The sequence below is a fragment of the Streptomyces sp. NPDC002490 genome (assembly GCF_040296045.1).
In the GTDB taxonomy this organism is placed as follows: domain Bacteria; phylum Actinomycetota; class Actinomycetes; order Streptomycetales; family Streptomycetaceae; genus Streptomyces.
Map to the genome: position 1 here is coordinate 1 of NZ_JBEOWM010000033.1, position 21,169 is coordinate 21,169.

14 protein-coding genes are annotated in these 21,169 nt (G+C 75.6%); 6 read left to right on the plus strand and 8 right to left on the minus strand.

Going from position 1 to position 21,169, the window contains the following annotated elements; genetic code table 11:
- Positions 1 to 136 precede the first annotated feature (136 nt).
- Positions 137 to 808, minus strand: coding sequence for an MmyB family transcriptional regulator (locus ABT092_RS20880; protein WP_351245975.1), 672 nt, complete (start codon positions 806 to 808; stop codon positions 137 to 139).
- A 457-nt stretch (positions 809 to 1,265) separates the two neighbouring features.
- Here ABT092_RS20880 and ABT092_RS20885 point away from each other — a divergent pair, with 457 nt between their 5' ends.
- The 4 genes from ABT092_RS20885 (at position 1,266) to ABT092_RS20900 (ending at position 4,105) form a co-directional block, all read left to right on the plus strand.
- On the plus strand, positions 1,266 to 2,009 hold the full coding sequence (locus tag ABT092_RS20885) for a helix-turn-helix transcriptional regulator (protein ID WP_351245977.1): 744 nt from the start codon (positions 1,266 to 1,268) through the stop codon (positions 2,007 to 2,009).
- A 23-nt stretch (positions 2,010 to 2,032) separates the two neighbouring features.
- Positions 2,033 to 2,569 (plus strand): toxin-antitoxin system, toxin component, encoded by a 537-nt coding sequence (locus ABT092_RS20890; RefSeq protein ID WP_351246096.1) that lies wholly within the window; start codon positions 2,033 to 2,035, stop codon positions 2,567 to 2,569.
- A 7-nt stretch (positions 2,570 to 2,576) separates the two neighbouring features.
- The gene (locus tag ABT092_RS20895) at positions 2,577 to 3,764 is read left to right on the plus strand and encodes an MAB_1171c family putative transporter (protein WP_351245979.1); all 1,188 of its coding nucleotides are present in this window, start codon (positions 2,577 to 2,579) and stop codon (positions 3,762 to 3,764) included.
- 107 nt (positions 3,765 to 3,871) lie between these two features.
- Complete coding sequence (locus ABT092_RS20900) at positions 3,872 to 4,105, plus strand: hypothetical protein (RefSeq protein WP_351245981.1); 234 nt, start codon at positions 3,872 to 3,874, stop codon at positions 4,103 to 4,105.
- Between the two features lie 8 nt (positions 4,106 to 4,113).
- Here the strand turns inward: ABT092_RS20900 and ABT092_RS20905 are convergent, their stop codons facing one another.
- Positions 4,114 to 5,547, minus strand: coding sequence for an MFS transporter (locus tag ABT092_RS20905; protein ID WP_351245983.1), 1,434 nt, complete (start codon positions 5,545 to 5,547; stop codon positions 4,114 to 4,116).
- 258 nt (positions 5,548 to 5,805) lie between these two features.
- Between ABT092_RS20905 and ABT092_RS20910 the strand changes: the two genes are divergently transcribed.
- Entirely contained in the window at positions 5,806 to 6,528 is a 723-nt protein-coding gene (locus ABT092_RS20910) for a polysaccharide deacetylase family protein (protein WP_351245985.1), read from the plus strand.
- 40 nt (positions 6,529 to 6,568) lie between these two features.
- Here ABT092_RS20910 and ABT092_RS20915 read toward each other — a convergent pair whose 3' ends face one another.
- The 4 genes from ABT092_RS20915 to ABT092_RS20930 form a co-directional block, all read right to left on the minus strand.
- Positions 6,569 to 7,828 carry a M1 family metallopeptidase gene (locus tag ABT092_RS20915; RefSeq protein ID WP_351246098.1) on the minus strand — a complete coding sequence of 420 codons (1,260 nt, stop codon included), beginning with the start codon at positions 7,826 to 7,828 and terminating at the stop codon, positions 6,569 to 6,571.
- A 107-nt stretch (positions 7,829 to 7,935) separates the two neighbouring features.
- Positions 7,936 to 11,868 (minus strand): Pls/PosA family non-ribosomal peptide synthetase, encoded by a 3,933-nt coding sequence (locus tag ABT092_RS20920; RefSeq protein WP_351245987.1) that lies wholly within the window; start codon positions 11,866 to 11,868, stop codon positions 7,936 to 7,938.
- Positions 11,869 to 12,055: 187 nt separating this feature from the next.
- Entirely contained in the window at positions 12,056 to 12,901 is an 846-nt protein-coding gene (locus ABT092_RS20925; protein WP_351245989.1) for an SAM-dependent methyltransferase, read from the minus strand.
- On the minus strand, positions 12,898 to 14,034 hold the full coding sequence (locus ABT092_RS20930; protein ID WP_351245991.1) for a glycosyltransferase family 4 protein: 1,137 nt from the start codon (positions 14,032 to 14,034) through the stop codon (positions 12,898 to 12,900). Before ABT092_RS20930 ends, ABT092_RS20925 begins: the two co-directional genes overlap by 4 nt.
- Before the next feature lie 718 nt (positions 14,035 to 14,752).
- Here ABT092_RS20930 and ABT092_RS20935 point away from each other — a divergent pair.
- Positions 14,753 to 15,574, plus strand: a complete 822-nt coding sequence (locus ABT092_RS20935) for a DUF6328 family protein (protein WP_351245993.1) — start codon at positions 14,753 to 14,755, stop codon at positions 15,572 to 15,574.
- 185 nt (positions 15,575 to 15,759) lie between these two features.
- On the opposite strand, the gene ABT092_RS20940 is transcribed toward ABT092_RS20935, so the two are convergent.
- The gene (locus ABT092_RS20940; RefSeq protein ID WP_351245995.1) at positions 15,760 to 17,529 is read right to left on the minus strand and encodes a hypothetical protein; all 1,770 of its coding nucleotides are present in this window, start codon (positions 17,527 to 17,529) and stop codon (positions 15,760 to 15,762) included.
- Positions 17,526 to 21,167, minus strand: a complete 3,642-nt coding sequence (locus tag ABT092_RS20945; protein WP_351245996.1) for a vWA domain-containing protein — start codon at positions 21,165 to 21,167, stop codon at positions 17,526 to 17,528. Before ABT092_RS20945 ends, ABT092_RS20940 begins: the two co-directional genes overlap by 4 nt.
- Positions 21,168 to 21,169 lie beyond the last annotated feature (2 nt).

The following is a 21,169-nucleotide window of genomic DNA, read 5'->3' on the forward strand; positions in this document are numbered from 1 at the left end:
CCCGGCGGCGCCGCGCGGCCGCCGGGCCCCGCCCGCGGGCCGGGACCCGCATCGGGTCCCGGCCGGCGGCGGGGAAGGGGAGGGCGGCCCGGCGCGGCCCCCTGACCGGTCGCGACGGCCGCCCTCCCGGGTCGGTTCAGCCGTCCGCGGGGACGGCCCTCAGGTGTCGGGGCCCTCGGCGGGCCGCGCCGCGGCGCACCGGACGGGGTTCTGCCCGGCGCGGCTCGCGCAGGACCAGCGTCAACCGGGACAGGCCCATGGACTGGAGCGTTCGGGGGGTCTCGCCGACCACCCGGCAGTGGGTGCGGCCCCAGCGGGGGTCGGGGTGGGTCAGCGGACGGAGCGCGCCGTCGTGGGCGACCGCCTCCGCGCCGACCGCGCTGATCCAGCGGGGCAGCCCCTCGCGGTAGGCGGCGTCCATGATCGGGTCCTCGGCGATGGAGCGGCGGACGGCCCGGAGCTCCTCGTCGTCCGGGTGCCGCTCCAACGCCTCCGCGAAGTGCGCGAGCATGGGCAGGCACCAGCTGGCCTCGCGGTCCGCGAGGACGGAGCCCGCCTCGGGGTGGAAGAGGACGAACCGGAGGAGGTTGTCCCGGGGGTCGGCCGTCGGGTGGGGCGACACCGCCCCGAAGAGCGCGTCGAACGCGTCGTTGGCGTGGACCACGTTCCAGCGGTGGTCGACGACGAGGGACGGGAAGGAGACGGCGTCCAGCAGTACGGCGTAGTCCTGGAGGTAGGCCCGGCTCTCCGGCTCGGTCCGCGTGTTCCCCCGAGCCGTTCGCCGGCGCCCCTCTGCCTCGAATGCCACCGGGTGGTCACCCCTCTTACGGCTCTGACGGCGAGCGCTGGTCGTGCGGCACGGCGTTCGCCGGAAGGACCGTCGAGGACCGTTCCGGGGGCGTGGGCCCCTCAACACCGCGTGATGATCGTGCTACCCCGCCCGGAGTCGTGTCAACTATCGTGGCATTTACGGTCGGTTGACGGCTGATTCTCGCCACAGATGTGGCGCGGCCTGGCACCCCCGCCCTTCGGGCGGTTAACCTCTGGTGATGTCCATTGCACAAGCCGGACATCGGCGTTCCCGGACCCGTCACCACGGGCCCGTACGTTGCGGATGACGCCCCGTCCGGCGTCACCGGAGGCCCCGGGAGACCGGAGCGTCCGATCGACGGGGCGCGGAAGCCGCACTCGGGTTCGGCAGGGGCACGGACGTGCTGTAGAGGGATGTCGACCCTGTTCGACCTGTCGGTGCTAGGAGACCTTCGGTGACGGATGGCTTCTCGGTACCGGGTGGCGTCACCGCCTCGGGCTCACTGCCGGGTGTGCTCACCCGGGTCCGCGGTCTCGCCAACCGGCTCGGCGTGCCTCCCGCCGAGGTGTTCGACGTGACCAGACTCTCGGTCGCCTCGGGGGTGCCCGACACCGTCGTCAAGGACCTGTTGTCCGGGCGGTCGGGAGGAGAGCCGGACCTCCAGGTCCGCTTCCTCCAGCGGTTCGACCTGCTGCGCCGCACCCGCCTCAAGCCGAACGGGCGCCGCTACACCCAGCAGGAGATCGCCGACGGTGCCGGCATGTCCCGGCAACAGGCCGGAGCCCTGATCAACGGTGACCGACGGCCCACCCTGGAGCACTGTGCGGCCATCCAACGGTTCTTCGGCGTCCATGCGGGGTTCCTGTCCGCGGAGGACTCGGACGCCCTCGTCTTCGCCCTCCAGCTCACCGAGCAGGAGTTGCTCCAGCGGGCGGCCGCCCAGGAGCGGAGCACCCGCGACCGACAGGCGGTAACGGCCACCGGCCACGGCGGCGCCGCGCGCGGCCCTTCCGACGAACCCACCGGATCCACCAGCATGGACGACGCGTTGGAGCGCCTCCTCCAGAACCACGGCGTGCGCGGCATCGCCTGGCGGGCCGCCCAACTCCCCACCGACAAGCACCGCGACAAGGTCACGGAGTGGCTGGACATGCTGCTGGAGAGCGTGAAGCCGCCCCACGGCCCCACGGAGCCCTGATGCGCACCCGGGTCAGCAAGGACATGCGCAGGCTGTGCGGCGAGCTGATCGCCGGTCTGCCGCCCGAGGTCCCCGGCGGACCCGGCGACCTGCTCACCGCCCTGTGCGAGGCCATGGCCAGACGGCGCGGGCGCCCCGTCAACCACCGCATGGCGGCCTTCCCGCCGGGCACCGCCAGCGGCCTGTGGCTGGACATGGCCGACCAGGACCTCATCGTCATCGAGGAACGGACCGCCCCGGACCACCAGTTGGTGATCCTCGGCCACGAACTGTGGCACATGACGGCCGGCCACAGCAGTCGCCACGTCGACCCCGCGGGAACGGGCGTGGCCGCACGGCTCCTGGCCGACGGGGTGAACCTGGGCGACACCGTCCGCAAGATCGCCGCCCGCAGCCGCTCGCACGCCGCCGAAGAGGAGGAGGCCGAGAGCTTCGGCCTGCTGCTCGCCAGCAAGTGCCGGCCCTGGCTCGGCGGCACGTCGGTCCCGGGGCACGCCCCCCGGGACGGGCTCGCCGCCCGGATCGAGGCGTCCCTCGGCTACCGCCGCCCGCAGGGCTAGGGCGGGCGTGAACGGGTCCGACTACTACATTCCCGCACTGGCGACCGGTTTCGCCCTCGCCCTCAAGCTCCCCGCCCTGGTCCGCAACTGGCCCGATCCGCTGTTGCGGTCGGTCTGCGCGCTGCTCGCCCTCGGCACGGCGGTGTTCTTCTTCTCCGCCCCGCCGACGATCGCCCGGGTCAACCGGCTCACGGGGGTGCCGAACGTCTCGGGGCCGCTGGTGTACGTCCTGCTCTCCGCGTTCAGCGCCTCCTGCGTGGTGCTGATGGTCAACTGGCGGGGCGGCCCGGCCGAGGTCACCCGCCGCACCTCGCGGCGGTGGGTGGCCGGATACGGAGCGGTGAGCCTCGCGTTGATCGTGCTGTTCGCCCTCGGCGACGCCCCCGTGGAGCGGCTGCGCGACCTGGACACCCATTACGCCACCACCCCGTACATGCGCGAGATGATCGTGCTGTACCTGACCGGATTGACCATCGCCGGCGTCGCGATGGCCTGGCTGTGCCTGCGCTGGTCGGTCCAGGTCGGCGGGCTGCTGCGGATCGGTCTCGTCTCCATCGCGGTCGGCTACTTGTTCAACCTGTCCTACGCCGCGGCCAAGTTCACCGCGGTGTTCGCCCGCTGGGCCGGACGGGACGACCTCGACTGGCTCAGCACCCACACCGCCCCGCTGCTGGCCTCGGTGGCGGCCGTGTTCACGGCCTTCGGTTTCTGCCTGCCGCTGGCCTTCCAGGGGCTGCGGCACCGCCTCACGATCTGGTCGACGTACCGACAGCTGGGGCCGCTCTGGCACGAGCTGCGTGGGCTCTCGCCCCGCGGGGACCAACCGCAACGCCTGTCGTGGTGGCCCTCCGCCGAGCTCCTCGTCATCCAACGCGAGTCCGACATCCACGACGGCATGCTGTGCCTCTACCCGTACTTCGACGACCGGGTGCGCTCCCGCGCCTACGCCGCAGCCGTCAGCGGAGGCAGCGGCCCCGACCAGGCGCACGCCGTCGCCGACGCGGTGATGGTGACCGCGGCGGTGCGCGCCCGGGCCGCCGACCCCGAGGGCACGGCCCTGGACGGCCCCGTCCGGCCGCACCCCCCGCTGCCGGCCCACGACGTCCCGCGGAACCTGGTGCGCATGTCGCATGCCCTGCGCCACTCCCCCGTGGTCGCGGCGGCCCGCACGGTCGGCTCCCGCCCGGAAGGCTGATTCACCGGGACGCGGGGCGCCCGGAGCGGACGGATCGTCAGTGGCGGCGGGCAAGCTGGAGGCGCACCACCAGCGATCGCACCCGATCCCGAGCAGGGGGACGACCGATGCCCACCAGCGTGCCGACCGACCGTGAACGTGACGCGGTCCAGGCGTACCTGCGGCTGCTGCACACCGTGCGGGCCGCCCTCGACACCTCCCCGCCCGCCCCGGCCCACCCGGCGCTCGTTCCGGAGGGCGTGCTCGACGAGGCCGAGCGGGCGCTCGCCGGCGCCGGACTCGCGGGGAACGAGGAGGAGTTCTTCGCGCTGCTGCGCGGAGCCTGCGCCTTCGACCGGTGACCGCTCCTTCAGGGGCGTCGGGTCCGCGTGGCCAGCAGCACCGTGAGGGTGCACGGGACGAGGAGCAGCAGGAAGGCCGTGACGTAGCCGACGGTCTCCCCGGTGCCCCGGGCGAGGCAGAGGTGGAGGACGCCGGAGCCCGCGCCCAGCACCGTCACCTGACCGAGGTTCTGTGCGGTCTGCATGGCACCGCTGGCGTAGCCCTGCCGCCCCTCGGGGCTGTGTTCGAGGGAGAGCACGGTCAGCGAGGGGACCAGCATCCCCATCCCGAGGGCCGCCAGGACCATGGCCGACGCCGCCACGAACGGGGGCAGCGCGGGAGAGGTGCCGACCGCCGCGACCAGGATCGCCCCCGCCATGAGCGCGGCGCCTGCCCGGACCAGTTGGTGACGCGGACGGCTCTCCAGCAGATGGCCCTGGACCCAGGAGGAGGCGGCCCAGGCGATCGCGGCACCGGTGAAGACCAGGCCGACCAGCAGGGGTGACACGTCCCGTTCGGTGACGAGCAGCAGCGGGACGAGGGCCTCCAGCGTGAAGAACACCCCGGAGGACAGGCCCCGCGACAGCACCGTGACCGGAAGGCGCCGTGCGGCCCGCAGGGTACCGGGCGGCAGCAGCCGGGGCGCGAAGGCGGCGAGCAGGGCCAGACCGGCCACCGCGAACGCCAGGTGTCCCGCTCCCCCGCCGGATACGCCGTACTGGGCGACCGCGGCGCCCAGGCTGACCGCGGCGGCGGTCAGCAGCGCGGGGCGCGGGGCGTCCTTCGGCTCGGGCACGGCGAGCGCCCAGGAGTCGCCGCGCAACACCGCGACCACGGCCAGGGCGGGGATCAGGGTGAGCACCGCGAGCCCGAGGAACACCGTTCGCCAGGACCACACCTCGGCGACCACGCCGGCGAGCGGCGGGCCCAGCAGCGAGGGGACGATCCAGCAGGTGCTCATCAGGGCCAGGGCGCGGGAGCGCAGGGCCGACGGATAGGACTGGCCGATCGCGGTGTTGATCGACACGGCCACCATGCCGGCGGCCAGCCCGTCCAGGAACCGGCCCGCGGCCAGGTGCCAGATCGACTGGCTGGCCCCCGAGACCACCAGGGTGGCCACGGCGAGCAGCATCCCCACGGCCAGCGGGCGGTGGGCGCCCGAGCAGTCCGCCCAATGGCCGCCGAGGACCCCGCCGAACAGGCTCGCGGCCACGAAGCACCCCGCCACCAGGGGGAAGAGGTGGACCCCGTCGAGGGCTTCGGCCGCGGTGGGCAGGGTGGGCAGCACGGCCAGCGCGGCCAAGCCGGTCAGGAACATCACCGCGGCGAAGGAGGTGGTGGCCGCCGCGTACCTCTTCGAGAAGAGCCCCTCGCCGGTCGCGGGGGGCGTCCCGGGGGCGGGAGGGGTGTCGGAGGGGCCCGCGGCCGGGCCGCTCGGCGGGCGCTGCGGATCATGGGTCACGAGTACCCAAGCTAGGTGTGCGCCCGGCCCGGGGCCACCGCATTTTCGGTCGGTGCCGCGGGCCCGCGGTGCCCGGCGGTGGCGTCTCGCGGTCGCGGTCGGACGGGTTCGCCGTGGTGTGCAACCGCCCGCCCGGTGCGGGTGTCTGAACTCATGCCGGGCAGTGGTGACTTCGAATCGGAAGCTGATCAACTCCTCTTCCTTTTGGATCGATCCGTGGGCGGCTTCCGTAACTCGTCATCGCGGGGAGGCACTTCGATGGGAACGCGCACGATCGAACGGTTCACGGGGACGGAGCGGGACGGCCACGCATCGGCCGGGGCCCTTCGGCGGGCCCGCACCCGACTGGTCACGGCCGTCGTGATCGGAGCCCTGACCGGATCCGTCCTGGTCGCCGTGGACGCCACCGCCGTGGCGGCGCCGCGCAAGGTGGTGTACCTGACCTTCGACGACGGACCGGGCGCCCACACCCCCAAGGTGCTGGACCTGCTGAAGCAGCACGGGGCCAAGGCCACGTTCTACCAGACCGGGGGGAACGCCGCGGCCCGCCCCTGGGACACCCGTCGAGCACACCGGGAGGGCCACAGCGTCCAGAACCACACCTGGTCGCACGTGGACCTGCGTCGGGTGGACTGGCCGACCTTCAAGTCCGAGGTGACGCGCACCGACACCGCGATACGCAACGGGACCGGAACGACGCCGACCTGTCTGCGCCCGCCCTACGGAGCGGTCGACCAGAAGGTGCGCGAGCGGGCGGCGGCCCTGCGCAAGGGACTGCGGCTGTGGACGGTGGACACCCGCGACTGGGCCCGGCCCGGTCGGGCCGCCATCGAGTCGCGGGTGCTGAACGGCGTGCGCGACGGTTCCGTGGTGCTGATGCACGACGCCGGCGGAGACCGCAGCCAGACGGTGGCGGCGCTGCCGAAGATCCTCAAGACCCTGAAGGCGCGGGGCTACTCCTTCGGCAAGCAGACCTGCTGAGGCCGCCGGAGCGGCGCTCCGGCGGCCGGGGCGACGACGGTCAACCGTCCGGCAGTGGGGGCAGGGCCCTGCCGTGCACCCAGGCGGCGAAGAGTTCGTCCAGCGGGCGGCCCGCGTGCCGGGCCGCGTGCGCGGCGAAGGTCGCGGTGCCCACCGAGCCGCCCCGGTGCCGGGTGGCCCAGCTCCGCAGCATCCGGAAGAAGTCCTCGTCCCCCAGGTCCCGGCGCAGGGCGTGCACCGCGAGTCCACCGCGCTCGTACAGCCGGTCGTCGAACATGTTGCGGCGTCCGGGGTCGGCGAGCAGCAGGTCCTGGGGGCGAGCCGCGAGCATCCGGTGGGCGGTGCGGGCGAGTTGGACGGTGGAGCGGCCTCCGGAGCGCTCCGACCAGAGCCACTCGGCGTACTTGGCGAGCCCCTCGTTGAGCCAGATGTGACGCCAGTCGGCGATGCCGACGCTGTTGCCGAACCACTGGTGGGCGAGTTCGTGGGCGACCAACCGCTCCGCGCCCCGGGCGCCGTCCAGGTGGTTCATTCCGAACAGCGACATGCCCTGGGCCTCGACGGGCACGTCCAGTTCCTCGTCGGCGACGACCACGGTGTACCCGTCGAACGGGTAGGGGCCGAAGAGTTCCTCGAACAGGCGCATGATGCGGGGCTGTCGGGCGAAGTCGTGGCGGAAGGCGGGCAGCAGGCGGGGCGGCAGATGGGCGCTCTGGGGCACGTCGTCGTCCGTCGCTCCGGTCAGTCGGACGGTGCGGAACCGTCCGATGGCGAGACCGACCAGGTAGCTGGAGGTCGGCGCGGACTGTTCGTGGACCCAGGTGGTGGTGCTGGCCCGGACGGTGCGGGTGAGCAGCCGCCCGCCCATGACCACCGTGTAGGGGGACGGGGTGGTCACGGACACCTGGTAGGACGCCTTGTCGGCGGGGCGGTCGTTGCACGGGAACCAGGAGGGGGCGCCGACGGGTTGGCTGGCGACGAGTGCGCCGTCCGTGGACTCCTCCCAGCCGAGCCCGCCCCACGGGCTGCGCACCGGCTTCGGGTTGCCCGACCACTGGACCTCGACGGTGAACGCGGCCCCGGCCCGCAGGGGCTTGGCGGGCCGTAGTCGGAGCCGACCGCCCCGGTGGCTCCAGCGCGGCTGCCGGTCGTCGACGCGGACCCGTCCGATGCGGAAGTCGCCCAGGTTCAGCTGGAGTTCGGCGAGGGGCACGGCTCCCGCGGTGGCGCTGATCCGGGCGGAGCCGCCCAGCCGGTTGGGGCCGGGGCGGTAGTCGAGGGCGATCTCGTAGCGGTGCACCCGGTAGCGGGGGTCGCCGTGCTCCGGGAAGTAGGGGTCCGGGCCGGTGGGCGGGGACCCCGCCGGGGGGTCCTCGACGGGGGGTCGGTGCCGGGGCGGGGGGCCGTTCAGGGCCGCCACGCTTCGATCGGGTTCCCCAGCCAGCGGGTCCCGGCGGGCACCGACTCGCCCGCCATGACCAGGGAGCCGGGCCCCAGGGTGGTGCCGGCCCCGACGGTGGCGCCGGGCAGGACGATCCCGTTCGGCCCCAGGGTGGCCCCGGTGCGCAGTTCGACCCGGTCCGTGCGCAGCACCCGGTCGTGGAAGAGGTGGGTCTGGAGGACGCAGCCGCGGCCCACCGTGACCGCGGGGCCGAGGGTCACCAGGTCCGGTTCGGGCAGCCAGTAGCTCTCGCACCAGGTGCCCCGGCCGATCCGGGCGCCCAGAGCGCGCAGCCACCAGGCGAGCAGGGGCGTGCCGGGCACCGAGCCGACGAGCCAGGGCACGGCGAGCACCTCCACGAAGGTGTCGGCGAGTTCGTTGCGCCAGACGTAGCCGCTCCACAGCGGGTGCCGTGCGCTGCGGTGCCGCTTGACCAGCAGCCATTTGGCGAGGATCGCGATCGCGCAGGCGAGGGCTCCGGCGGCGAGCAGCAGCAGGCCGCCGAGTGCGGCGGCCCAGGGGCCCAGGGCGGCGGCGAGGGCGCTCAGTCCGGCGAGGGTGAGCACCACGCACGCGGCGGAGCACAGGACGGGCACCAGGCGGCACAGTTCGACCAGGGCGCGGGCGCACCGCAGGGCCGGGGTCGGCTCGTAGGTGCGGCCGCGGTCGGCCGGGGTGGTGGCGCGCGGCAGTCGGACCGGGGGCGAGCCGAGGTAGGAACTGCCCTTCTTGGCCTTCTTGGGGGTCGCGGAGAGCACGCCCACGAGGCCGCCGTCCGGGACCCGGCGGCCGGGTGCGGTCATCCCCGAGTTGCCGAGGAAGGCGCGGCGACCGATCCGGGCCCGGCCGATGCGGACCCAGCCGCCGCCCAGCCGGAAGGGGGCGGCGAGGGTGTCGTCGGCGAGGAACGCGCCGTCGCCGACGGTGGTGAGGCTGGGCAGGGCGAGGACGGTGGACACCTCGGCGCCCCGGCCGACCCGCATGCCCAGCAGCCGCAGCCACACCGGGGTGACGAGCCCGGCGTAGAGCGGGAACAGGGCGGTGCGGGCGAGGTCCATCAGTTGGGTGACCGTCCACGCCTGCCAGCCGATGCGGCTGTGCGCCGGGTGGACGCCGGTGCGCAGGCCGAGCCCGAGCAGCCGGACGGCGGTGACCAGGAGCAGCATCTGGCCGAGACCGTAGGCGAGGGTGGCCGGGACCAGGGCGAGGAGCACGGCGCGCAGGGCGTCCGGGAGCGGGGCGGCGGGGTCCACGAAGACGCCCGCCACCCAGAGGGCGGGCAGCGCGGGCAGCAGCGGGAACAGGAGCAGTGCGCTACCGGTGGCGCCGTGGGCGGCGCGCCACAGCGGTGAGCGGGGCGGTCTGCGCCGGGGCCAGTCGCGTTTGGCCCGACCGCGTTTGACGGCGGGGGCGCCGGCCCAGCGTTGTCCGGCCGGGACCCGGCCGGTGACGACGGAGCCGGGGGCGACCTCGGCGCGCTTGCCGATCCGGGCGCCGGGGAACAGCAGGCTGCGGGTGCCGACCACGGCGCCGGCGTCGATCCGCACGGGCCCGAGGTGCAGGCGGTCGCCGTCGAGCCAGTGGCCGCTCAGGTCGACCTCGGACTCCACCGCGCAGCCGCGGCCGAGCCGGAGCAGTCCGGTGACCGGGGGCAGGGAGTGCAGGTCGGCGTCGGCTCCGATGCGGGCGCCGAGGGCGCGGGCGTACCGCTGGAGCCAGGCACCGGTGAGGGCGGTGGCACCGCTGTGCTCGGCGAGGCGTTCGGCGGTCCACAGGCGCAGGTGGACGGCGCCTCCGCGGGGGTGGGTGCCGGGTCGTACCCCGTGCAGCAGCAGCCGGGCGCCGCCCGCGGCGAGGGCGATCCGGCCGGGCGGGGTGAAGAACAGCACGGCTCCGGCGATCACCGGCCACCAGGGGGCGGTGGGTGCCCAGGGGTAGGGGCCCAGGCGGGTGAGGACGTTTCCCAGGGCGAGCAGGGCCACCGCCCAACGCAGCCCGGTCAGGGTGAACAGGAGTACCAGCAGCAGGAGTTGGAGGGCGCCGGCGCGGCGGGGCACCGGGGTGACGGTCCGGGCCGCGGTGGGGCCGGGGCGGGTGCGCTCCAGGTGGCGGGCGAGGTCCTGCAGGACGGGCCGTTGGTAGACGTCGAGGACGGCGGCGTCCGGGTGCCGCACCCGGAGCCGGGTGAGCAACCGGGCGGCGGCGAGGCTGGTGCCGCCGAGGGTGAAGAAGTCGTCCCGCGGGTCGGTGACGGGCACCCCGAGGGTGTCGCGCCACTGGTCGGCGAGCCACGCCTCGGTGCCGGTGAGGGGGGTGGCGCCGGGGGCCGGGACGGGCGGGGGCGGCCACGGCAGGGCGTCCCGGTCGACCTTGCCGGAGGTGCGGACGGGCAGTTCGGGCAGGACCACGAGCAGCGGCACCAGGGCGGCGGGCAGCGCGGCGCGCAGTCGTTCGAGCGCCGCGGCGCGGTCCCAGTCGGGGCCGGTGACGAGGTAGCCGACGAGCAGACGGGTGCCGTCGGGGGTGGTGCGCACCGCCGTCGCGGCGGCGGCGACCCCCGGCAGGGCGGTGAGCGCGGTGTCCACTTCGCCGAGTTCGATCCGACGGCCCCCGAGTTTGACCTGGTCGTCGGCGCGGCCGAGGAAGACCAGGCCGGCCGGGTCGGCCCGGACGAGGTCGCCGCTGCGGTAGGCGCGGGGCCAGCCGAGGGCGTCGAGCGGGGCGTAGCGTTCGGCGTCCTGCACGGGGTCGAGGTAGCGGGCGAGGCCGGTGCCGCCGATGACGAGTCGTCCGGTGCCGCCCAGGGGCACGGGGTGTTCGGCTTCGTCGACGACGGCGAGTTCCCACCCCTTCAGCGGCAGGCCGATCCGGACGGGCCCGGTGCCGGTGAGCGGTGCCGCGCAGGCGACGACGGTGGTTTCGGTGGGGCCGTAGGTGTTCCACACCTCGCGGCCCTCGGCCGCCAGTCGGCGGGCCAGTTCCCGGGGGCACGCCTCCCCGCCGAGGATCAACAGCCGTACCCGGGCCAGGGCGGCCGGTGGCCACAGGGCGGCGAGGGTGGGGACGGTCGAGACGGCGGTGATGCCCCGGGCGAGGAGCCAGGGTCCCAGGTCGGCGCCGCTGCGCACCCGGTCGCGGGAGGCCGGGACCAGGCAGGCGCCGTGCCGCCAGGCCAGCCACATCTCCTCGCAGGAGGCGTCGAAGGCGACGGAGAGCCCGGCCATGACCCGGTCGCCGGGGCCGAGGGGGCGTTCCCGGAGGAACAGGGCCGCCTCGGCGTCCACGAAGGCGGCGGCGGCCCGGTGGGTGACGGCCACGCCCTTGGGGGTGCCGGTCGAGCCGGAGGTGAAGATGACCCAGGCGTCGTGGTCGGGTTCCGGCCGGCCGGGGCGGCGGTCGTCTGGTCCCGGGCGGTCGACGGCGACGTCGGGGAGGTGGTGCCCCGGGCCGATCACGGTGCGGACTCCGGCCTCACGGAAGACCCGGGCGGCGTGCCCCTCGGGGTCCTCCGCGTCGACCGGTACGTAGGCGGCCCCGGCGGCGAGGACGCCGAGGACCGCCGCGTACAGGTCGTTGGTGCCGGAGGGGACGCGCAGGCCCACCCGGTCGCCGGGGTGCACTCCGTGCCGGGCGAGGCGGTGGCGGACGCGGTCGACCTCGACGGCCAGGGCCCGGTAGCTCAGTCGGGTGGTGCCGTCGTCGAGGGCGGGTGCGTCCGGGTGACGCCGTACCGAGGCGGCGAACACGTCGATCAGGGTGCGGGGCGGGGCGGCCGGACCGGAGGTGAGGACGGCGAGGGGACCGACCGGGCGGACCGTGCACGGTGACGGGGCCGGGGGGCCGGGGGGCGTGAGGCGCCCGTCGTCCTGGGGGGCGGTGGCCGGAGTGGTGGCTGCCATCGGGTCCTCGTGTCTCGTTCCCGCCGGGTGGCCCGGACCGTCGACACACGACCTCGCCCGATACATCCGGTTTGCACCGAATGGCCGGGATCAGCCTACGGCGCCGCGGGGGAAACCTCTCCACGAGCGGGCACCCGGCGGAGGGAACGCCCCGGTGCCCCCGGGGAACGGGGGCACCCGCACCCGGTCAGCCGGCCGCCCGCCCGGCGGGCAGCGCCAGGATGTCCACGTGGTGCACGGTGACCCACAACGCGCCGGTCACGCTGTCGTCCAGGCGGTGGGTCAGGTAGTCGTCCCACGCGGAGGCGCGGTCGGGCCGTTGGGCCTGAGCGCCCCCCACCCACCCCCGCAGCCAGGCACCGGTGAGTTCGGCGGCGGGCCTGAGCCGCCAGGGGCTGGCATGGGTGCAGACCGCCATGCCACGGCTACCGAACTCCTCGGTGGCCACGGCCACCGCGTCCGGGCCGAGCAACCCGCGGCTGCGCTGACCGGCGTTGAACGCCTCGGTGACCTCCGCATCGGCGGGGCGGGCGGGACGCAGGTCCACCCGTCCGACCGCCGACAACGGGAGCAGCGCAGGGCATTCCGCCCCGGCGCAGGCCGCGGCGAGCGCCGCCACCTCCTCGCCGGTGAGGAGGTCCAGGGACGTGGACGAGGTCACCAGCGACGCCCCGGCGAGGGCGGACGCCGTCAGCTCCGCCAGTCCGCCCTCCCGGCACGCCGCGGTCACCGGGGAGCCGTCCGCCGCGGCCGGGGGCATCCGGTCCAGGGCCAGCCGGGCGAAGGAGGCGTCGGCGTCGTGCACCACCCAGTGCTGGGCGCCGGACAGCCGGGGCGCCAGCCACCGGGCCATCGCCCCGGTCGCGCAGGCCGGGTCGTGCACCACCAGCCGCCCGCCGGGCGCGGGGCGCCGGGCGAGCCAGGCCCCGAGCGAACCGAGCAGGGCGGCCGAACGGGCCACTGCGTCGGCGGGTTCGCGCAGGGCGAGCCACTCGGGGGTGAATGCGGTCGCGTCGGCGGCCGACTGGGTCACAGAGCGCTCCAACTGTCGCGACGGAGTTGTTCGAGGACTCCGGAAACACTACGCGCCGTGGTGGCCCAGCCGTCGAGGGACGTCCGCCGCCACCGGGCGGCGGTCTTCAGCCGTTGCCGTTCGTCGTGCTCGTCGAACCACCGGCGCACCGCCGCGCCGAGCGCCCCGGGGTCGTCGGGCGGCAGCAGCACCCCGGGCAGCGAACCGTCCGGCGCCCTGCCGACCGCCTCGGGCAGGCCGCCCACGTCGTTGACGAGCACGGGGATGCCGCGGGCCAGGGCCTCCGTCACCGCCATGCCGTAGGTCTCGGCGCGCGAGGCCAGCACCATCAGGTCCGTGCTGGCGTAGCTGGCGTGGAGTTCCGCACCCGACTGCGGTCCGGCGAGCCGTATCCGGTCGCCCAGGCCGTGCCGGTCGATGAGGGCGGCGAGTTTGGCCACGTACTCGGGGTCCCGGTCCAGGCTGCCGACGCAGACGCAACTCCAGGGCAGGTCCGCCACGCTCGCCAGGGCCCGGACCAGCCGGTGCTGCCCCTTGCGGGGCGTGACGGCGGCGACGCACAGTAAGCGCGAGACGCCGTCGGTCCCGGTGGCCAGGGGCCCGATGTCCGCACCGGGGGCGGCGACGTGCACCCGACGCCGGGCCAGGCCGTGGTGGTTGACCAGCCGTTGGGCGGCCCAGTCGCTGGTGGCGACGACCGCGGAGACGGCGCGCAGCACGGTGCGCTCCAGGGCGTCGAGTTCGGTGACCGCATCGGGATCGAGTCCCGCCCCGTCCGCCAACGGGAGGTGCACCAGCACCGCGAGCCGCAACCGCTTGGCCTCCGGGACGACGACCTCGGGGACCCCGCCGGCCACCAGTCCGTCGATGAGGACGACGCTGTCGTCGGGCAGGCCGGCGAGCAGGTGCGCCAACTGGGCGGCGGCCAGGGGATCGGGCTTCGGCCAGTCGCCGGGCAGGGTGTGGGCCCGGACGACCCAGCCGAAGCCCGACAGGTCCAGCCCCACCCGGCGGTCGTAGGTGGCGCCGCCGCTGTACGCGTCCGGGTCGTCCACCGTGCCGGGCATCACGAAGTGCACCGGGCGCACATCGGCGGGGCGCAGGTCCACCGGGGTGAGGGACCCCTGGAGCACGGCCGGAGCCCCCCGGCCCGGTGCCGGTGCCGGTGGCGGGCCGGGGGCGGGGGGCGGTTCGGCCGAGGGCTGCGGGGCGCTCCCGCAGCGGCCTGCGGCACCCCGGGCGGAGGGCGGACGGTGCGCGGAAGCGGGCGCGGGGGGCGCGTTCACGGGCCGCACCCCTTCCGCGCCGGCGCACGGTACGACCCGTGGGGCGCGGCACGATCGGGACCCGCCCCTCGGGAGTGGTGGGCGGCCATCGGATGGCCATGGACGGTGAAGCGGAACAAGGACCCTCCCTTTTACGGCATGTCGGTCCATCTGCCGGGGCTCCACCTTGGGTACGCGGCCCGTCACGGATTTGTTCAGCGGGCGTGATGTCCCCGCCGCAACGAGGCGGGCGGGCGGCCCGGGCGTGGCCGGGATGCATCGGGGGGAACGCCGGCCGTCCGATGCACCGGGCCCCCGGTACCCGGCGCGCACCGGGGCGCGGCCCCGGGTCGGGCGACGTCCGCCTCATGCGTCCGGGTATTGGCCGGAACGCATCGGTTGTCACACCTGCCTCATTCCGGAACGGAATGTTCCGCTCACCATGTTCAAAGTTCAGTCAAATTTTGGCTACTTTAAGTCAAAGCAGATTCTAGGTGAACTGTAGGTGAACAAATCGACGTACTACTAGACATGGCGAGGGGCGTTAACCGCCTCGGGCCCCCACGACAACGGGAGGTTCGGCTAGATGTCCGACAAGAGCAGCAGCAAGAAACGCAGCAGGAGACGAGAGGGCGGCAACGACGACAGCGCGCCGAGAATCGGCAGCGGCCGCAGCGGAGTCGCCGTCTCACCCGGGACGATCCGCGGCGCGGCGGCGGGCGGCGCGCTCGCCTTCCGAAAACCGGTGAAGACCCACTGGGCGAACGCTACCAACAGCACCCGGGACGAACCGCGCTGGCAGTTGGACGAGGTGCCGCCGCAGCCCGACCACTGGTCGCGCTCCTGGAACGGGAACGGCTACGGCAGCCCGACGCACGCCACGGCACCGGGCAACGGCCAGCTGGTGCACCCCGGGGCCGCGAACGTCCCGGCGCCCGCCGCTCCGGAGCCCGCGCCCGTCACCGAGACCAGCACCCAGGCGTACGCCGAGATCCTCCAGGAGGTCCGGGTCGCCCAGACCGCCCTCCAGTTCCTCCTCGGCTTCCTGATGGCCATCTCCGTCACTCCGCGGTTCGCCGAGTTCGGCACCTCGGACCGGGCGATCTACGTCTCCGCGCTGGTGCTCGCACTGGCCTCCTTCGGCCTGCTCACCGCACCCGCGCCGTTCCACCGGATGGTCACCGACCCCCGGCGCAAGCGCCGGCTGGTGAACGTCTCCAGCAAGCTCGCCCTGTGGGGGCTGGTGCTGATGATGCTCGCGCTGACCTGCTCCGTGCTGCTGGTGCTCAGCGTGGTCATGCACATCACCTTCGCCGCCTACCTCTCCGCTGCGATCCTCCTCTGGATGACCGGCTTCTGGTTCTGCATGCCGCTCCGGGCCAGACTGCGCGACCGGCGCAGCTCCTAGCACCCGCGAGTACCGCCCCTGAGCCGACCTGACTTCCGGTCCGGACGGTGCCACCCCCCTCACGAGCCGCAACGGCTCACCGTCGCCCCCCGCCCCGCCGGTTCCACGGCGTCCGGGCGGGGTTCGTGCGTGCGGGCCCGTTCGGGGAAGGACCCGGGCCTCCGAGGCCCCGCCGGTGCCCGGGGTCATCCCGTCTCCCAGGCCGCCACGCACAGGGACTCCGACACGGCGGACGCGTAACGGGCGGCCGAGAGCCAGTGGAGCGCGAAGCCGTCGGCGTCGGCGGGCAACAGCCGGCCGAAGGGGTCGCGTGCCCTACGGGCGGCCGAGGCGCACAGGGCGGTGAGGAGGCCGGCAGCCGTGGGAAGGCCCGCCCGGCGGAGGCGGTGGCTCTCGGCGGAAACGTCGCCGAGCATGCCGAGGGCGGCGCGGCCCGCCAAAACCGCCTGCTCGACGCGGCGCTCCAGAAGGTGCAGGGGCGCCTGCCCGCCGGAGCCCTCGGGCTCGTGCGGAGCCGGGTGTACCCGGGCTCCCGGGACGGGGAGGTCGGCGCGGCGCAGACGGTCGAACCCGAGGTCGACGGTGCCCTGACCGGTGGGGTGCGCGCAGGCGAGGAGGGTGAGCCTGGGGTGGAGGGCGGGCACCAGGCGCCCGATGATCCGCAGCCGGGTCCCCGGTGCCGAGGCCAGCAGCATCAGATTGTCCCGGTGGGCCAACGCGGGGTCGTCGTCGGCGACCGCGAGGCGGACGCGAACGCCCCCGTCACACCGCGCGAGCAGACAGGTGCCGCCCGACTCCCCCACCGCGCCGAGCAGTTCGACGTCCAGGAAGAGCAGGTCGCCGGCGCCGTCCGGGTCCGCATCGCGGGAGGCGGACCGCAGGGCCCTGACGACCTGACGGGACGGCGGCGTCTCCCACAGGGCGGCGAGCGGCGGCTCCGTCCACGCCGCGCCCCGGGCGGTGACGGCCTTGACGCCCTTCCCGGCGCCCAACCGGCCGTCCGGGGAGACCGTCGCCCCCGAAACGGCCAGGCCGGCCCGGCCCAACTCCCGGTGGGTGAGCGCGCTGTCCCCGAGGCGCACGGCACGGTCGGCCACGCCCAGGGCCCGCCCCGCGCCGCCGGGTGCCACGTCACCGACCGACCAGAGCCGACCGTCCGGTCCCGCGACCCAGGTGCGGACGCCTCCGTGCCCCGAGTCGGTGACCACGGGTTCGGTGAACAGCCCGTACAGGCGCAGCGAGCCGTCCGGGCGGTACGGGCGGCGCGCCCGGCCCCGGACGGCGGCCAGCTCCGGCCCGGACGTCCTCCCCACCCGGTGCGCGGTGCCCAGGAGTTCGGCCAGAGCAGCGACGAGGTCGGCGGTGCGGTAGGACGGGTCCCCGGCCCGGGCCGCGCGCAGCAGGGTGACGACGGAGAGCGCGGCGCCCGCGGGGCGCGGCAGGGACCGCAGCCGTGCGGTGTGCGCGGCGCGCAGGAGCGCTGCCTGGGCGACGGCGCCGGCCCCGTCGACCCCGGCCTCCAGCACCGCGGCACCCGCCGACCACAGGGCCTCGGCCGCGGCGCGCTCGGCCGGGCTCGCGGTCTCGGGCGGGAGGACGGAGAGGGCGTCGGGGTCGTCCCGGCCGGGGTGCGGGGCCGGCTCGGGTTCCGCAGCGGGGGCGGGCTCCGCCGCGGGAGCGGCACAGGCGGCGGCGGCACGGTGGACGCAGGCCGGGGCGAGGAGGCAGCCGCAGCGGATGGCGTCCGCCGACACCACCGCACCGCCCGGTGCGTGCAGGCGCAGTTCGGTCTCGTCGTCGACCGCGATCGTCACCGTCTCCCCGTCACGGTGGGTCGGCCGGGCGCCGAGCTTGGCGACCGCCGCGTCCAGCCGCTTGCGCAGCCGGGGGGAGAGGGCCTCCACCAGGGTGGCCGTGACCTCCGGCGCGACCGGGGGCAGTGGGGCGGTGGTCATGCGGTCTTCTCCCCTATCCAGCGGGCCAGTTCGAGCGGGCTGAGCGCGGCCACGGGCATGCCGGCGGCGACGAGTTGCCCGGCGGTTCCCGTCGAGTAGCGGGGCCGGCCCTCGTCGTCGAGGCTGGCGCACCCGAGGAGGTGGCAGCCGGTGGCCACCAGGGTCCGTACCTCGGCCAGCAGTCCGCCGAGCGGAGCGCCCTCCTCGAAGTCGCTGATGACGACGACGAGGGTGCGGGCGGGCACCGTGACGAGGCTGCGCGCGTGTCGCAGCCCGGCGGCGATGTGCGTGCCCCCGCCCACGCTCACCTCCAGCAGGAGGGCGAGAGGATCGTGCACATGACCGGTGAGGTCGATGACCTCGGTGGAGAAGGCCAGGAAGTGGGTGCTCAGGGTCGGCACCCCGGCCAGCACGGACGCGGTCAGCGCGGACCAGATCGTGGACGCCTCCATGGAGCCGGAGACGTCGGTGACCAGGATCAGACGCCAGTCGGCGGACCGGCGGGCGCGGCTGCGGAACACCGGCTTCTCCGGTATCACCCGGACCGTTCCGTCGGCCGTCCGGCGGGCGGCGGCCAGATTGGCGCGCACGGTGCGCGGCAGGTCCAGCCGACCGCCGGGGCGGCGGGTGGGCCGGGCCAGCATGGTGCCGGTCAGGGCGGGCCGCAGCCGGGTGGTGAGCTGCCGGGTCAGTTCGTCGACCAGGCGGCGGACCAGCGGGCGCAGCTCGGCCAGGCGCGCCTCGGGGAGGCCGCCGGCGTACCGCAGGACCGTCCGGAGCAGTTCCACGGAAGGGGTGGCGGCGGCCGGGTCGAGCTCGGCGAGGACGTCCGGTCGGCCGGTCGCGGCAGCGGCGGCGAGGACCTCCTCGCGGATGCCGGGGCCGAACAGCGCGGCCAGTTCCTCGGACCACTCGCGCACGCCGGGGAAGGACGTCTCGCGACCACCACGGCCCGGGCCGGTGGTGCCGCCGCGGGAGCCCTCGCCGTGTCCCGCCCCGTACAGCTCGTCCAGGGCGGTCGCCAGGCGGGCGGCACCGGACGGCAGCCGGTCGGGACGCCGGCCGAGCACCAGCCGCCACCGTTCGGCGGGTGCGAGGGTGCGCCCGAGGGCGGCGGTGGACGTCGCCGGGTGCGCCTCGGGGTGCTCCGCCGACGGCCGGTCCTCGTGTGCCGAGCGCGGTACGGGCAGACCGAGGTCGGCCAGGAGGGCACGGGCCGCGAGGTCGGCCGCCGTGCGGCGGGCCAGTTCGGCCGGGTCCTCGGCGTCGGGGCCGTCCACCCGCTCGCCCAGCCGCTCCTCGACGGTGTCCAACAGCCGCTCCCGGGCGGCGGGGCTCAGCGTCTCGAAGCCGCCGCGCAGGGCGGGCAGCCGGGTCAGGAACGCGGCGTCGTCCACCTCGACGACGCGGTGCAGCAACGGGTCCAGGGCACCGACGCCGACGGTCAGCAGCGGACCCGCCGCCGTCAGCACTCCGGTGAGGCGGGCGGTGAGCGCGGCCCGGGAAGCAGCGTCCACGGCTCCGTCCACCCAGGAGGCGATGCGGACGCCGAACGCCCCGGCCTCCTCGTGGCCGGTGAGCACCCGGACGGCTCCGGCCGCGGCGGCGATCAGCGGGGTGCCGTTCGCGACCAGCCGCACCAGGGCGTCCGCGAGGCGGATGCCGCCCACCCGGTCGGCGCGCTGGGCCAGTTCCAGCAGGGCGCGGGCGTCCTCCGGCTCGTCGGAGCCGGCCAGGCCGTCGACCTGCCGGACCGCCGCCGCCGTCAGGAGCTCCACCGCGTGCGCCACCTCGACGGCACCGGCGGGAGCGGTGGCCTCCGGGGCCCGGGGCGCGTCATCGACCGGCGGGGCACCGGGGTTCGCGGGGCAGCCCGGCAGGTGGCCTGCCGCGATGCGGTCCAGGAGGTCGAGCCCGGCGAGGAGTTCGGGAAGGGTCCCGGCGGCCGGGAGCACGACCGCGAGTTCCGTGAGCCGTTCGCCGGACAGGGCGGGCAGCCCGCACTCGGCTGCCTCCGTCAGGCCCCGCACGACCTGGGCGGCCGTGGGGCCGCCCGCCGCGCGCTCGGCCGCGTGCCGTTGTCGGAGCACCCCCTCGGCCGCCTGGGCCGGGGTGACACCGCGGACGCCGGCCGCGGTGAGCATCGCGGCCGTCGCCGGAGTCCACCGCACCTGCCAACGGGTCGTCAGCCCCTCCGCACCCGCAGCACCCGTCACCTGCTGTTCCTGCGCGTAGGGGATGCCGCACACCGTCAGTCTGCGCAGCAGCAGTTCACGCCGTCCGTCGAGGCCGGACCGGGCCGGGTCGAGCCGGAGATCGCGCGGTGCCTTCTCGTGCGCATCCCCGGGGCCGGGGAGCGAGAGCGCTGCGGTCTCGGCCTCCACCACGGGCCCCAGTCCGCCGCGCGGAGCGGCGGGGGCGGGCCGTCCGGTGCGGGCTCCGACCAGTACGCGTTCGAGGGTCCGGGCGACGGCCCGGCCCGTGCCGTGGGTCTCGCCGCGGCCGAGGACCGTCTGCACGGCCTCCAGGAGTTCGCCGCGGCCGGGGGCGGACAGGTCACGCAGCCGGGCCAGGTCCGCGGCGACCCGGACGAGCTCCCGGCCGTCCGCCGGGCCGTAGGGGTGGCCGTGTTCGCGCAGGTCCGCGCAGATCCGTACCGCGGTGCGGACCAGCGCCTCGTGGAGCGCCGCCGGGTCACCGGCCGCCTCCAGGACGGTGTGCTGCCACTCCGGGTCCCGGATGCCGGACGGGTACCCGGACCGTGAGTCGAGGAGCGGGTAGGTGTACGGGATCAGCGAGACCGTGCACGTCGTCCCGTCGGCGGCGGGCTCCGCCCGGCCCTCCTCGACCGGCCCCGGCGGGACCGGCACGCAGGCCGGCGGCAGCAGTGCCGGGGTGTGGAAGGCGCCCACCACCACGGCGGGCCGCCGCCCCCTCGCCAGGGCCTCGGAGAGGTGTCCGCGCATGCACGCCTCGCGCGCCAGGTCCGTGCCGTCCACCCCGCCCCGCGCCTCGGCCTCGTACCGGAGCGCCCAGCCGGTGAGCAGGGCGGCCCGACGGAGCGCCTCGGGTGTCGAACCGGGTGCGGGGGCCTCCACCAGCCGGTCCCACAGGTCGTCGCCGTCCCGGCCGGTGAGCCGGGACCCGAGGGCCGCGGAGAGCCCGTGCGCCTCCCCCGCCGTGGGCGGGGGCGCGGGGACGGGGGCGGCGTCCGGCCCGCCCCGCGCCCAGGCCCGGTCGGCCAGCGGCAGGTCGCAGGCCACGGCCGGGACCCCGTTGCGGGCCGCCCACCGCAGGGCGACCAGTTCGGGCGAGAAGTCGGCGAACGGGTAGAAGGCGGGCCCCCGTTCGCCGGCCGCCCCCGTCCCGTCCCCGGCGACCGCGGCCAGCGCGACCGGGGCCTCGGTCTCCTCGTGGGCGAGCCAACCCAACCAGGGTTGGAAGTCGGCGGGCAGTTCGACGAGCAGGACCTCGGGGGCCGCCGCGTCCAACAGGGCCGGGAGGGCGGCGGCGAGCGAGGGTGCGTGGTGGCGCACCCCGATCAGGTACGGCAGCCCCGGGCCGGTGGCCGCGAGGGCGGCCACCGCGCCCTCCGGAGTGGTGGCCGGCCCCGGACCGGGGGTGGTCGAATGGCTCATCC